Source organism: Synechocystis sp. PCC 6714 (assembly GCF_000478825.2).
In the GTDB taxonomy this organism is placed as follows: Bacteria; Cyanobacteriota; Cyanobacteriia; order Cyanobacteriales; family Microcystaceae; genus Synechocystis.
Genome location: NZ_CP007542.1, coordinates 2720478 through 2733490 on the forward strand (window position 1 = coordinate 2720478; position 13013 = coordinate 2733490).

The following is a 13013-nucleotide window of genomic DNA, read 5'->3' on the forward strand; positions in this document are numbered from 1 at the left end:
ATGACAACAAGCATTTTTAGAAATGGAATGCAGAGTTTCACCGTTTTCAAGGGATTTAATCTGGACTACCTATTTAATCCAGAAGTTTTCACGCATTTGCTGATAAAGGCCAACGGCCCAGTTATAGCGCACGTCATTCAACTGCATTAAGTTGGTCGTGTTACCAAACCAAATAGTACGGTTCTCGACGGAATCGTTGCCGGTGGGATTGAAAATGGGGGTCACAGGCATGGGCGCTGTGGGATTAACGGTGCTGACAACCATGGAATTTGGGCAGGGAGATCTGTTGACTGACCCATTCTAACCCCGCCAGCAAATTTTTTCGAGGTCTGGAATTGATAGGGCTTTCAGAAATTAGCAAACGGTTTCCCGGTCGATCCAAAGGCATTAACTAGACTATTTGAACTAAATGTCTCGACAAAGGCCGCACAACTCTATACAATTCTTGTTTAGCTCGGCGCCGCCCCGCAATTTTTTAGAACTTTTTATGGCTCTTTCGCTACCGACAAGGGTGAACTGGTCTCCCATTCAGCGCTACTTGGAACTTTTACAGATATTGGTGGAGCGCAATCTGAAAGGCCGTTACCGGGGTTCCTTTTTAGGGGTTTACTGGTCGCTCCTAAATCCCCTGATTATGACGGGGATTTATGCGGCTATTTTCGGAGCGGCCTTTGCCTCCTTCTATGGCTCTGCCCTGAACTATGTGCTAGCGGCTTTCACCGGACTATTGGTGATTAACTTCTTTTCTGCTTCCACTAGCCAAGCTTTATCGAGCGTGGTGGCCAGTGGAGGCTTAATGAACAAAATCAAGCTCCCCATCAGCGTCTTTCCCCTCTCCATGATTGTGGCCAACGTGTTCCAATTCGTGGTGGGGCCATTACCCCTATTGGCGATCGTTACTATTTATAAGTCCTGGGAGTCGGGCTGGTGGTTTGTTAATGCCATTTCCCTTTTCTTTCCTCTGCTGGCTCTAAGCTTAGTGTGCACTGGGGTAGGCTTTTTTGTCAGTGCCCTTTACGTCTTTTTCCGAGATTTGCCCTACTTCTACGAGCTGGTTACCTTCATGCTCTGGATTGGTTCGCCAATTTTCTATCCTTCTGAAATTGTGCCGGAACAAGTACGCCGCTTTTTGGTCATCAACCCCCTGTTACCGATTATTGATAGTATTCGTCAGATTTCCTTGTCTGGGAATTTACCGGAGTTGGGTTTGATCGTCCATGGACTATTAAATGGTTTAATTTTATTGGCCCTGGGTTGGCTCTGCTTTCGCTCCTGGCAAAAGAATTTCATGGATTTGTTGTAAAGCTAATTTTAGATGTCTGAAGTTATTCGTCTTGATAAAGTTTCTTTGTACCGTCGAACCCAGGAAGAATTTTCCTACGACCTCAAGCGCACCGTACTATCTTTCATTGAAGGTAAGTATCGTAAGCCTTCCCGCAAGCTGATCTTAGACAACATTGATTTCACGGTGGTGACAGGGGAAAAAGTTGGCATTATTGGCTCCAATGGTTCGGGAAAATCCACTTTGCTCAAGGTAATTTGCGGTATTTTGGAGCCTTCCGCAGGCAGTCTGCGGGTGAGGGGAGAAATAGCACCATTAATCGAACTGGGAGCTGGTTTTGACCCGGATTTGTGTGTGCGGGATAATATTATTCTTTATGGGGTAATGCTGGGTTTTTCTCGACAGGAAATGCTGGAACGAGTGGATTCAATTCTAGATTTTGCCGAGTTACAAAGTTTGGGGGATATGCCGGTGAAGTCCCTCTCTTCGGGGATGTCGGCCCGGTTGGGCTTTGCCATCGCCACGGATGTGGAGCCGGATATTTTGATCCTCGATGAAGTGTTGTCGGTGGGAGATGAAAGCTTTAAGCATAAGTCCCAGGCCCGGATGGATAAGCTCTGGGGGCATAATACGACTATTCTGGTGGTTTCCCATAGCCTGGGCTTTATCCAAGACGCTTGTCCTACTACCATTTGGTTAGACCGGGGGGTGGTGCGTTATATGGGCAAAACCTCCGAGGCGATCGGGCAATACTTGGAGGAAGTGAAACGCCACGATGCCCTTACTATCCCCCAATAATTCCAGTAAATTGCACTTTTTTGCTTTACTAGGAACGGACATTTTTTGTCCAACTTTTGCCCAACCGTAGTTAACGAGAACATGGAGGAGTGATTATGAAGATTTTGATTACCGGCGGCGGCGGCTACATTGGTTCCGTCCTAACCCCCACATTGCTAGCGGCGGGATACGAGGTAACCGTGGTGGATAACTTCATGTTCCAACAGAATAGCCTGGCAGAGTGTTGCCAGTACGATGGCTTTAACGTCATCCGTGGGGACTGTCGCAAAGAAGATTTAATTAAGGAACAGCTTAAAACCGCCGATGTGATTATTCCCCTAGCAGCCTTGGTGGGGGCTCCCCTTTGTAGCCGAGATCAGATTGGGACTAAAACCACTAATCAGACAGCGGTGGAAATGATCTGCCAATTGGCTAGTCCCCAACAGCGGATTTTGATGCCGGTTACCAATAGTGGTTATGGCATTGGGGAAAAGGGTAAATTCTGTACTGAAGAAAGCCCTTTGCGTCCTATTTCCCTTTACGGGGTAACTAAGGTGGAAGCGGAAAAGGCGGTGTTAGCCCGGGATAACAGCATGACTTTTCGCCTAGCCACAGTGTTTGGTATGGCTCCCCGGATGCGGGTGGATTTGTTGGTCAATGACTTTGTCTACCGTGCCTTTTACGACCGGGCGGTGGTTATTTTTGAAGGCCATTTCAAGCGTAACTATATTCACATTCGTGATGTGGCCAAAGTCTTCCTCCATGGTTTGGAAAATTTTGAGTCCATGAAGGGCAAGGCCTACAATGTTGGTTTGGAGGATGCTAATTTGTCTAAGCTGGAGCTTTGTGAAGAAATTCGTAAATACTTGCCCAACTTCGTCTATCTGGAAGCTCCCATCGGAGAAGACCCCGATAAAAGGGACTACATTGTTTCCAACCAGAGGATTTTGAGCACTGGTTTCACCCCCGACTGGTCTTTGGGGCGGGGTATTCAGGAGTTAATTAAGGGTTATACCATCCTGAGAAATAGCGTTTATTCCAACGTGTAGATTGGAATTGGAATGTTTGGTCACCCCTGATTTGTTTCAGGGGCTTTTTTCTACTGTTGGTCGCCCTTCAGGTTTGATTACCAAAGCGAATCTCTCAAGGACGGATTAGTACCCGGCCGAGACAGAAAAGCTCGCCATTGTTCAGATCAAGGGATTCAAGGTCTACATCTTCCCCTAGATCAACCGTCAAACACTCCAGGCTCCGGTTGGCGATCGCCGGTAGTCCAAGTAGGGTTATGTCTTCCAGACGTAGGGTTTTGGGGCTGGCTAACTGCAAACGGGCTTGGACTAGAAGCTCATGGCTTTGACCCTGGGCATCCTGGACTTTACCTTTAAGTTGGAAAGACTGATCCTCTAAGGCGATCGCCTGCCAAAGGAAAGTGTAATTTTCTAACTTGCCCTGGGGATCTTCCACCCCCTGTTCTGTTAACAAAGCCACCAACAATTCCCCAAAAGCGCTGGTCAGTAACGTAGATGTCAGGGATGCTTGGAGATGGCGTTGGGAAACTTGTAATTCTCCACTAACCCGAATTGGTTCCAATAATTGGAGGGGTTTACCTTTAATGACCTGGCCGATATTGATGCGGATATTTTCCCCCCGCAGTAATACCCGCCCCAGTTGCAAACCTTGGTAAATTGCTTTCTCACTGCTAAGGGCTACCCTGGGCACATATCCCCGTAAAATTTGCCGGTCTTTGCCATCAATTTCCAGCTCTAAGCTTTCCACTGTTTCCACCTGGGAACGTAGCCAAAGTCTGAGGGCGGGGGCAAGAATTCTGCCAATTAAATTGCTGTCAACGGCTAAGCCCATGGATTTAAAATGTAGTTTTTAGCAAGTAAAATCAACGGAGCAAAAAGTCGAAAAGATAAAGAAAGGGTGAGCAAGTATCTCAAAAATTTACTGATATAGCCGTTTCTAGTAAGACTGAGGCAGTCAAATTCACCGAAAAGCTTGTCAATAAAGACTTGAGCAGTCTCGAAATTATTTGAAATGACTATATTAATGGGAGCTGCCCCCTTGCCAATCTAAGGGAAACTGGGCCTGTAATTCCCGCAACTCGTCCCGGTGAGCAGTGATGGTCAAAGGATATTGCCCGGGATGGGCGGGTTGATTCGGATCTCCTAGTTCCAGGGTAATGGCTTCCACCCTAGCCGCTTTTTGCCAATAAAAAATCCCCGCTATGGGCGCCAACCAGAGTAGGAAAAAAAACAAGAAACCCCGTTGGGGCCAAAACACCGCCAACACCAATGCCAAACAGAGCAATCCCAGCGCCGCCAATAAGCTTAAAAACACTGCTAAAAAAGGACTGGCCTGTACGTTACCCTCAAAGGCGATCGCCTGTTGGACTGGGTCGATACTAGTAACGCGGTAAGCTCGGTTTTGGAAATGGGTTTTGATCTCGTCTAAAATTCCCGTTTCTGGATTATCGATCCAAGCCTGGATTCTTTGGGTTCGATCCTTAACCGAAGAACGGATAAAAAAGACTAAGCCGATGAGGGAAAAAATGGTAAAAAATAGGGTGGAGCCGAGAACAGGTAAATCCATAACATCCATAACAAAATTTTGGTAGACTTTCCTAATAACTAGAAGATATCTAAGTCAATGGCCGCAGATCCACCGGTTTTTAATTGTTTAAGTAAACTGTCCAATTGTCGCCACACCAAAGCCGCAATAAAAATAGTAATGGGCAGGGAAATGGCGTAGGAAATCCAACCATTACCCAGAAAAATTTGTACCCCAGAAGCTAAAAAGACACAAACGCCCAAGCAAATACCCAAAAAAGGTAGTTGTAGATCAAGATCGGCCAATGTACTGGCGGGGGTGTTTAACCAAAGCTTAACTTTCTGTTTTAAGGTGGCTTCAAAGGCCGCCCCACAAGTAATCCCAACAAAAAGCCCTACCGCAATTAAAAAATAGGGAGGCTGGGGCAAATAGTACATACTTAATCGGAATGGATAAAAGACATCCCTGATCATAGCAAGGTGAGACTTAAAATTTACCGGAGCAGGTTTTTGGTTAAACCAGTTACTTCTAGAGTTGATTACCAAGTTCTCACCGGAAAGAAGATTAGCAAAACAGAACCTCCCAATACCACTGGGGGTATGCCCGGGTCTTGATTCCTGATAATCTAGTTGGTGTTTATACTTCACTGCCGCCCTGAGTTCAGGTTATAGCCTCCCCCAATGCTAAAAGTGTTTCGCCAGTCCATCATCGTCGTGCTAACCCTGGCCTGTTTCCTTTGGTCCGCTCCGGCGATCGCCGCTAGTTCTTCTTCCGTGACCGGGGGAGCTTCAGCCTTCGAAAATATGGTCTTGGCAGAAACGGATTTTCGGGATCAGGATTTACTGACTGCCCAGTTCACCAACGTGGATTTAACCAGCAGTATCTTTGAAGCGATGGATTTGCGGGGGTCAGTATTTAACGGCGCTAACCTCACCGACGCTAACCTTAAGGGAGCGGATTTGACCAATGGTTTGGCCTATCTGACTAGTTTCAATGGCGCTAATTTAGAAAATGCCATTTTAGCTGAAGCCATTATGCTCCGCACGTCTTTCAAAAACGCCAAAATCCAAGGAGCTGATTTCAGCCTAGCGGTGTTGGATTCAGAACAGGTGGCTGCCCTTTGTGAAGTGGCGGACGGGGTTAATCCCAAAACTGGCAACAGTACCAGGGAATCTTTGGGTTGTTCCTAGGATGCTGGGCAAAATTTCAGATATGAACTTCATCCATCATAGGTGTAGGCCGCAGTCGATAGCTCAATGGAAACAAAATTAACCACAGTGGGGGTAGTTGGTGGTGGACAGTTGGCCTGGATGATGGCCCAGGAAGCCCCTAAATTGGGATTAAAACTAGCAGTACAAACTCCCCAGGAAAACGATCCCGCCGTAGCTCTGGCCGAAAAAGTGGTCCTGGCGGCGATCGCCGACGGGGAAGGGACAAAGCAATTGGCTGAGCACTGTGGGGTGATCACGTTTGAGAATGAATTTGTCGACCTGCTTAGTCTAGAAAAGTTAGCCCAACAAGGGGTTAGCTTTTACCCCCGTCTTGATTCCCTCGCTCCTTTGTTGGATAAATGGGAACAACGCCATTTTTTGCACAGCCTGAATCTACCCGTACCAGATTTTTGGGCCTTGGAATCTTTGCCTTCCCCATTGCCCGCTTTTCCCTGGGTGTTAAAGGCCCGTCGCCATGGTTATGACGGCCAAGGTACCCAAATTATTAGTTCCCCGGCGGATTTACCTGATTTGGGCAAAGCTCCCCCAGGTAGTTGGATGGTAGAAAATTTTGTGCCCTACGAAAGGGAATTGGCGGTTATCGGTGCCCGCAATGCCAAGGGAGAAGTGGAAATTTATCCAGTGGTGGAAACCCATCAGGTTAATCAAGTCTGTCGTTGGGTCGTTGCCCCAGCCCCCATTGATGCCGCTGTTGCTTATAAGGCTCAGGATTACTGCCGTCACATCCTCGACCATCTGGATTATGTGGGCATTTTGGCCATTGAGTTTTTTCTGTTGCCAGAATCGCCCCAAAACATTGCACCAGAGCAACGGTTATTGATTAATGAATTGGCTCCCCGCACCCACAATTCCGGCCATTTCAGTTTAGATGCCTGTCAGACTTCCCAATTTGCTCTGCAATTAGAGGCGGTTACAGGGAAAGCACTGGGTTCGTCAACCTTGCTGTGCGGCCAGGCGGTGATGGTTAATTTATTGGGCTATGAAATATCAGCGGGGGATTATCAGCAACAATTGGAACGGTTGGCTGCTTTACCCCATAGTCACGTCCACTGGTACGGTAAAGGAGAATGCCGCCCTGGCCGAAAACTGGGCCATGTAACCATGTTAAACCCCAACCTTGATCCATACTCATCCACTGCCTGGGCAGAAAGTACGGTCAAACAATTGGAGGCCATTTGGTATCCGGATTGATTTTGAAGTCCCACTGCCAAGGTTAATGATTCCCTTGCCTTACCGGGCTAAAATTGGGACAAATTTTTTAGCTAACTTCCTTGCTCCAAGGGGTAGTTGGCACCTGGAATAGGCAGTTACAAAGGCTCTAATTGTGATACTGTCAGTGCAATAGGGCTGTCCCTGTCTTGTTCATCGTTTGGCTGGATCTATGTCGGATATCCCGTTCACGTTGGATCAACTTCGCATCCTTAAGGCGATCGCCACGGAAGGTAGTTTTAAGCGGGCGGCAGATACATTGTATGTTTCCCAACCGGCGGTCAGTTTGCAGGTACAAAACCTGGAAAAACAGTTGAGTGTGCCCCTATTCGACCGGGGTGGACGCAAAGCCCAGCTAACGGAGGCGGGACATTTACTGCTCAATTACGGCGAAAAAATTATCACCCTCTGCCAAGAAACCTGCCGGGCGATCGAGGATTTACAGAATTTACAGGGGGGTACCCTGATTGTCGGTGCTTCCCAAACCACTGGGACCTACCTACTGCCCCGGATGATTGGTATGTTCCGCCAGCAATATCCCGACGTAACGGTACAATTACAGGTCCATTCCACCCGGAGAACAGCTTGGGGAGTGGCCAATGGCCAGGTAGATTTGGCCATTATTGGCGGAGAAGTACCGGCGGAGTTGCAGGAAACTTTAACCGTATTGCCCTACGCCGAAGATGAATTAGCCCTGATTTTGCCGGTCTTTCATCCTTTGGCCCAGGCAGAAACTATCCAAAAAGAAGACCTATACAAGCTTAAGTTTATTAGCCTCGATTCCCAGTCCACCATCCGCAAAGTAATTGATAAGGTGTTGAGCCAGGGGGAAATTGACACTAAACGCCTGAAAATTGAAATGGAACTCAACTCCATTGAAGCAATTAAAAATGCTGTGCAATCCGGTTTAGGGGCGGCTTTCGTTTCCACAACGGCCATCGAAAAGGAATTGGAAATGAATGTGCTCCACATCGCTCCGATTAAAAATGTGGAAATTCGCCGGGTTCTTTCCGTCATCATTAACCCCAACCGTTATCGTTCCAAGGCTTCTGCCGCTTTCATTCGGGAAGTCCTTCCTCAATTTTCCACCCATCCCGATGCCCTAGATCCGGAACGGTTATTGACTAATCCCTACAGCACCGCTAACGGCGATCGCCAAACGGACAATAAGGATAGCAAAGGGGGCATTGAAATTGACCCAGTTACCTAAACGTAGATAGGCCAAAGACAGAGGGAAGTTCATTAGCCCTAAGGCAGAGAACTTGATTCTGGTTGTGATTGGGCTTAATTATTTAAATCCAAAAAATTATAGCTGATTTATAGTTGATTTAATTAAAAGTAAGACACTGAACAGAGCTAAAAGCATCTTTGGTAAAGACTTTGGTTGTCTTAATCTTACTTTAATTGACTATAATTGAAAGTAAGACACTGACCGGAGCTAAAAGCCTCTTTGGTAAAGACCTTAGCCGTCTCAACCTTATTTTGATTGACTATAAGCAAATTTCACCGTTGCGGCAGAATGGTGCTTACACCGGCCAGGGAAAATTCCCGCACCGCATTCCAGGCCACATTGACCAACTCCTGGGGTTTAAAGTCATCTTTTACCAAACCCCAAATCCGTTGTACTTCATCGGTATGCAGGCGATCATCCTCCGTTAAAGCCAGCAAAATTTGTCGCCGTAAATATAAACCTTCCTCAGAAAAAAGGAATTGTAAACCTAATTGGGCGGTGGGTAAAAGATCAAATTGGCGATCGGAACGGGCAATGCTGAGCATATTTTCCAGCCGTTGCCATTGGAATTTGCCATCCTTGAACAACACATCGATTAATTGTCGTCGCAGTTGGGGAGATTCTCCGGTTAACAAACGCCTGGCCACGTAGGGATAGGCCACTTCGACAATTTTAAAATTGGGATCTAAGCTTAAAGCCAATCCTTCCTGGGTGACCAAAGAACGGATAATCAACGCAAATTTGGCCGGCACCCGGAAAGGATAATCGTACATTAACTCCGAAAAATCATCGGTGATGGTTTTAAAGTTAAAGTCCTGGACGCTCTGACCAATGGCACCACCAAACACATTTTCTAGGGCAGGAATAATGGGGGTAATGTCTGTGTTAGGAGCGAGAAAACCGAGGGCAATAAAATCTTCCGTTAGGGCCAAGTAATCTTTGTTGATTAACTGGACAATGGAACTGGCAATGGTTTCTTTTGTCCCTGGCTCTAGTTGATCCATCATGCCAAAGTCAATGTAAGCCATGCGGCCGTCTAGGGTAGCAAACAGATTACCGGGATGGGGATCAGCGTGGAAAAAGCCATGTTCTAACAGTTGCCTTAAACCGGAAGTAACCCCAATGCGGATGATATCACTGGGGTCTAGTCCCGCGGCCCGAATTTTATCCGTATCGGTTAACTTAAAGCCTTGAATCCATTCCAGGGTGAGAACTTTTTGATTGCTATATTGCCAATAAATACAAGGAACTTTGACTTCGGGATCACCGTGGAAATTTTCCGCAAACTTCTCGGCATTACGCCCTTCGTTTAAATAGTCAATTTCTTCAAACAATTTAATGCCAAATTCATCGACAATTAGGGTTAAATCATGGCCTAAGTTCAAAGGTAAAAACCGCCCGAATTTCTGTGCCCCCAACCGCATCAAATATAAATCTAAACTCAGCCTTGGTCTTAAATTGGGCCGTTGTACTTTTACTGCCACTTCTTCGCCGCTAAATAGCATAGCTCGATACACTTGGCCCAAACTGGCCGCGGCCACGGGATGGGCAGAAATTTCCCGGTAGGCTTCGTCTACTTTCATGCCCAGTTGCTCTTCCATTAGCCGGAAAGCAAGGTCATTATCAAATGGGGGCAGTTGATCCTGAAGTTTAATTAATTCTTCTAAAAAATCCCGGCGCACTAGGTCGGGCCGGGTGGATAGGGCTTGGCCGACCTTAATAAAGGTGGGGCCCAGTTTGGTCAGCAATTCCCGTAAATCCTCCGCCCGTTGCCGTTTGTAATATTCAACCTGATGGGTCCATTGATCCCAGAGGAGACAGGTGAGGAAAAAGCCAAAAGACCAGAGCACTTCCAGGGCACGCCCCATCACTTTCCAAGGACGACGACGGTAATAGTTGGCGATCGCCTGGGCATCATAGCGACGGATGTTATCTAGTTCCGATTGGGGGGGTAAGGGTTTGGGATTAGGCACAGGATGGGGACGGAGATTTATGGACTTCGAACTAAAATCTTCAATCAGGGGAAACTTAAGAAATGTAAAAACCGCGACATTTTTCTTAATGTTAGCATTGCTTTTCTCAGCAGTAAGCTTAGGGAACCGACCCATGCAAAGACAAAATGATCAATCGCCAAGACCTCAAGCAATTACAATCTTTAACTCCAGTTCCCGCTCTCTCCATTCTGTTGCCCACCCATAGAACTTCCCCGGACAATAAACAAGACCCCATTGTGGTTAAGAATTTGGTGAGTGAAGCCAAAAACCGATTGGGGGAAGAGTATTCCCAGCGGGAATTGGAGCCTCTGCTGAAGAATTTAGATGGCTTGGTGGAGACCATTGATTACAACTATGGCCTTTGCGGTTTAGCTTTGTATGTCAGCCATGATTTTGCCAAATTGTACTATCTTCCCTTTCCCGTTCAGGCTCGAGTTGTGATCGATAAAACCTTTGCCACCAGGGATTTAGTCTATGGTTTGCATCGGCAATTGCAATATTGGGTACTGCTGTTGAGCCGGGGGTCCAGTCGCTTACTGGCCGGTACCGGGGATATTTTGGAAGAAGTGGTAGATGATTACTTCACCCTAGCTATGACGGGGCCTGGGGGAACGGAAGCGTTACCGGCGGACACCGATTCTAGTTATCGAGACGATCGCCAACGTCGTTTTATTCAAGAAGTGGACCGGGTTTTTAGCACCTATAACGGAGCGGAAAACTTACCTTTGGTAGTGGGCGGTGTGGATCGTTTAGTGTCTTTTTTCCAGGAAGTGTCCCAACATTCAGCGGCGATCGCCGGTACGTTACTGGGCAATTTTGACCGGGCTAGCATCAGCGAGCTTACGCCCCAGGTGTGGGAGATTATGCAAACGGTCAGGGAAGCCAAGCAAAATCAAGCTTTAACCGCTTTGGATGAGGCAGTTAGTGCCCGAAAATTTGTTTCCACCGTCGGGGAAACCTGGCGTTTAGCCCAGGAAGGTCGGGGTAAATTGCTGGTAGTCGAAAAAGGCTATCACGAGCCGGCTATTCTCTCCGCTAACGGAGGCATTGAATTGGTGGCGGAACCCGGTGGCACAGAAGTAATCGACGACGCAGTGGACGAAATCATCGAAGCAGTGCTGGCCAATGGTGGAGAAGTAGCTTTAGTCGAAGACGGCACCCTCCCCCAACATCAACGCATTGCTTTGGTTTTACGCTACTGATGCCAGTATGCCATTGATGAAGTTAGGGGTGGATTGACGGTTTCAGACTGGGAAAAAGTGTGATCATAGGGGACAGTGTTTTTCCCCATCGTCCCTATGTCGGCTCCCCCTTCCTTCACAGCCTTGGCCCAGGCCGTCAACCAGCCCGAAATTGGCTTTGATTCCCAAAATCCCCCCCCCCAGGCCGTGTTGGATAGCTGTGTCCACTGCGGCTTTTGCTTAAATACCTGCCCCAGCTACCGGATTATTGGCAAGGAAACCGATTCCCCCCGGGGCCGCATTTATCTAATGAATGGCATTAACCAAGGCCAAGCCAGTTTGGATGCCACCACCATTCAGCATTTTGACAGTTGCTTAGGTTGTTTGGCCTGCGTCAGCGCCTGTCCTTCCGGGGTGCAGTATGACCGGTTGATCTCCGCCACCCGGCCCCAGGTAGAGCGTAACTATAACCGTCCCTTTGGCGATCGCCTATTGCGGGGGATCATTTTTAACTTATTTCCCTATCCCTGGCGGTTGCGCTTATTGTTGCCCCTGCTCTGGGTTTACCAAAATTGTGGTTTACAAAAATTAGTCCAGGCCACGGGCTTATTAAGCAGATTTTTCCCCCGTTTAGCGGCCATGGAAAGTATTTTGCCCCGGGTTACGGCCGCTTCTTTTCGAGACAATTACCCCACGGAAATTCCAGCCCAGGGGGAAAAGCGTTACCGAGTGGGGGTAATTCTTGGTTGCGTACAAAGATTGTTTTTCTCCCCCGTCAATGAAGCCACTGTCCGGGTTTTAACCGCCAACGGTTGTGAAGTGGTGATCCCCAAATCCCAAGGTTGTTGCGCTGCCCTCCCCGCCCACCAAGGACAAACAGACCAAGCCCAGGCGATCGCCAGGCAAATGATCGACAGCTTTGCCGACACAGAGGTGGACTACATTGTCATTAATGCCGCTGGTTGTGGCCATACATTGAAGGAATATCATCATATCTTGGCCGACGATGCCGAATATTTGCCCAAAGCCCAAGCCTTTGTTAGTAAAGTACGAGACATTAATGAGTTTCTCATCGAAGTAGGGTTAACTGAGGATCTCCAACCTGTCACGACAGAAACGATCCCAGTGGTGTACCAAGACGCCTGTCATCTGATCCACGGTCAAAAAATCAGTCTCCAACCCCGACAGTTAATTGCCCAAATTCCCCATTTACAATTGCGGGAACCCTTGGATGCGGCCCTCTGTTGTGGCAGTGCCGGAGTCTATAACATGCTCCAACCGGCCGTAGCGGAGGAATTGGGACAGCAAAAAGTCAATAATCTCCGTCAAACCGGTGCCCGATTGATTATTTCCAGCAACCCTGGCTGTTCCCTACAAATCCAAAAACACCTGAAAAAACAAGGTCATAATCTAGGGGTTATTCACCCCATTCAATTGCTTGATCTCTCAATTCGGGGTGAGAAACTAACCAATCTTTAAGGCTTGGTCTCCCGCATTCGCCGCTAGTTTGCCTTGTTACAAACCGGCACCAAAGGTTGGGTATCCAGGTTGAAA

General features: G+C 47.6%; 13 protein-coding genes. 8 read left to right on the top strand and 5 right to left on the bottom strand.

All coding sequences use genetic code 11. The features are described 5' to 3' along the window. Positions 1-69: 69 nt before the first annotated feature. A complete protein-coding gene (locus tag D082_RS12430) occupies positions 70-264 on the bottom strand; it encodes a ribonucleoside-diphosphate reductase (RefSeq protein WP_028947337.1) in 195 nt (64 codons plus the stop codon). 223 nt (positions 265-487) lie between these two features. Between D082_RS12430 and D082_RS12435 the strand changes: the two genes are divergently transcribed. The 3 genes from D082_RS12435 (at position 488) to D082_RS12445 (ending at position 3108) form a co-directional block, all read left to right on the top strand. Beyond that, complete coding sequence (locus D082_RS12435; RefSeq protein ID WP_028947336.1) at positions 488-1303, top strand: ABC transporter permease; 816 nt, start codon at positions 488-490, stop codon at positions 1301-1303. A 12-nt stretch (positions 1304-1315) separates the two neighbouring features. Beyond that, complete coding sequence (locus D082_RS12440) at positions 1316-2080, top strand: ABC transporter ATP-binding protein (RefSeq protein ID WP_028947335.1); 765 nt, start codon at positions 1316-1318, stop codon at positions 2078-2080. Positions 2081-2175: 95 nt separating this feature from the next. After that, positions 2176-3108 (top strand): NAD(P)-dependent oxidoreductase, encoded by a 933-nt coding sequence (locus D082_RS12445; protein ID WP_028947334.1) that lies wholly within the window; start codon positions 2176-2178, stop codon positions 3106-3108. A 94-nt stretch (positions 3109-3202) separates the two neighbouring features. Here D082_RS12445 and D082_RS12450 read toward each other — a convergent pair whose 3' ends face one another. The 3 genes from D082_RS12450 to D082_RS12460 all read right to left on the bottom strand — a co-directional run bounded on the left by D082_RS12450 (position 3203) and on the right by D082_RS12460 (position 5049). Further along, a complete protein-coding gene (locus D082_RS12450; RefSeq protein WP_038530904.1) occupies positions 3203-3919 on the bottom strand; it encodes a DUF2993 domain-containing protein in 717 nt (238 codons plus the stop codon). 189 nt (positions 3920-4108) lie between these two features. Then, a complete protein-coding gene (locus D082_RS12455; protein ID WP_028947332.1) occupies positions 4109-4663 on the bottom strand; it encodes a cofactor assembly of complex C subunit B in 555 nt (184 codons plus the stop codon). A 29-nt stretch (positions 4664-4692) separates the two neighbouring features. Next, positions 4693-5049, bottom strand: a complete 357-nt coding sequence (locus tag D082_RS12460; RefSeq protein WP_028947331.1) for a hypothetical protein — start codon at positions 5047-5049, stop codon at positions 4693-4695. Positions 5050-5292: 243 nt separating this feature from the next. Here D082_RS12460 and D082_RS12465 point away from each other — a divergent pair, with 243 nt between their 5' ends. The 3 genes from D082_RS12465 (at position 5293) to D082_RS12475 (ending at position 8263) form a co-directional block, all read left to right on the top strand. Beyond that, complete coding sequence (locus D082_RS12465; protein ID WP_028947330.1) at positions 5293-5802, top strand: pentapeptide repeat-containing protein; 510 nt, start codon at positions 5293-5295, stop codon at positions 5800-5802. Positions 5803-5868: 66 nt separating this feature from the next. After that, complete coding sequence (gene purK, locus D082_RS12470) at positions 5869-7035, top strand: 5-(carboxyamino)imidazole ribonucleotide synthase (RefSeq protein WP_028947329.1); 1167 nt, start codon at positions 5869-5871, stop codon at positions 7033-7035. A gap of 190 nt (positions 7036-7225) precedes the next feature. Next, complete coding sequence (locus tag D082_RS12475; RefSeq protein ID WP_028947328.1) at positions 7226-8263, top strand: LysR family transcriptional regulator; 1038 nt, start codon at positions 7226-7228, stop codon at positions 8261-8263. Positions 8264-8556: 293 nt separating this feature from the next. Here D082_RS12475 and D082_RS12480 read toward each other — a convergent pair whose 3' ends face one another. Continuing rightward, the gene (locus D082_RS12480; RefSeq protein ID WP_028947327.1) at positions 8557-10257 is read right to left on the bottom strand and encodes an AarF/ABC1/UbiB kinase family protein; all 1701 of its coding nucleotides are present in this window, start codon (positions 10255-10257) and stop codon (positions 8557-8559) included. Between the two features lie 146 nt (positions 10258-10403). Between D082_RS12480 and D082_RS12485 the strand changes: the two genes are divergently transcribed. Next, positions 10404-11480: a hypothetical protein gene (locus D082_RS12485; protein WP_028947326.1), complete on the top strand. Its 1077-nt coding sequence runs from the start codon at positions 10404-10406 to the stop codon at positions 11478-11480. A 75-nt stretch (positions 11481-11555) separates the two neighbouring features. Beyond that, on the top strand, positions 11556-12938 hold the full coding sequence (locus D082_RS12490) for a (Fe-S)-binding protein (RefSeq protein ID WP_081857660.1): 1383 nt from the start codon (positions 11556-11558) through the stop codon (positions 12936-12938). Positions 12939-13013 lie beyond the last annotated feature (75 nt).

Excerpts from the sequence above, each read along its gene's own strand:
- D082_RS12450 (WP_038530904.1), bottom strand. The coding sequence starts at position 3,919 with ATGGGCTTAGCCGTTGACAGCAATTTAATTGGCAGAATTCTTGCCCCC.
- D082_RS12455 (WP_028947332.1), bottom strand. The coding sequence starts at position 4,663 with ATGGATGTTATGGATTTACCTGTTCTCGGCTCCACCCTATTTTTTACC.
- D082_RS12430 (WP_028947337.1), bottom strand. The coding sequence starts at position 264 with ATGGTTGTCAGCACCGTTAATCCCACAGCGCCCATGCCTGTGACCCCC.
- D082_RS12465 (WP_028947330.1), top strand. The coding sequence starts at position 5,293 with ATGCTAAAAGTGTTTCGCCAGTCCATCATCGTCGTGCTAACCCTGGCC.
- D082_RS12485 (WP_028947326.1), top strand. The coding sequence starts at position 10,404 with ATGATCAATCGCCAAGACCTCAAGCAATTACAATCTTTAACTCCAGTT.
- purK (WP_028947329.1), top strand. The coding sequence starts at position 5,869 with ATGGAAACAAAATTAACCACAGTGGGGGTAGTTGGTGGTGGACAGTTG.
- D082_RS12440 (WP_028947335.1), top strand. The coding sequence starts at position 1,316 with ATGTCTGAAGTTATTCGTCTTGATAAAGTTTCTTTGTACCGTCGAACC.
- D082_RS12445 (WP_028947334.1), top strand. The coding sequence starts at position 2,176 with ATGAAGATTTTGATTACCGGCGGCGGCGGCTACATTGGTTCCGTCCTA.
- D082_RS12475 (WP_028947328.1), top strand. The coding sequence starts at position 7,226 with ATGTCGGATATCCCGTTCACGTTGGATCAACTTCGCATCCTTAAGGCG.
- D082_RS12460 (WP_028947331.1), bottom strand. The coding sequence starts at position 5,049 with ATGTACTATTTGCCCCAGCCTCCCTATTTTTTAATTGCGGTAGGGCTT.
- D082_RS12435 (WP_028947336.1), top strand. The coding sequence starts at position 488 with ATGGCTCTTTCGCTACCGACAAGGGTGAACTGGTCTCCCATTCAGCGC.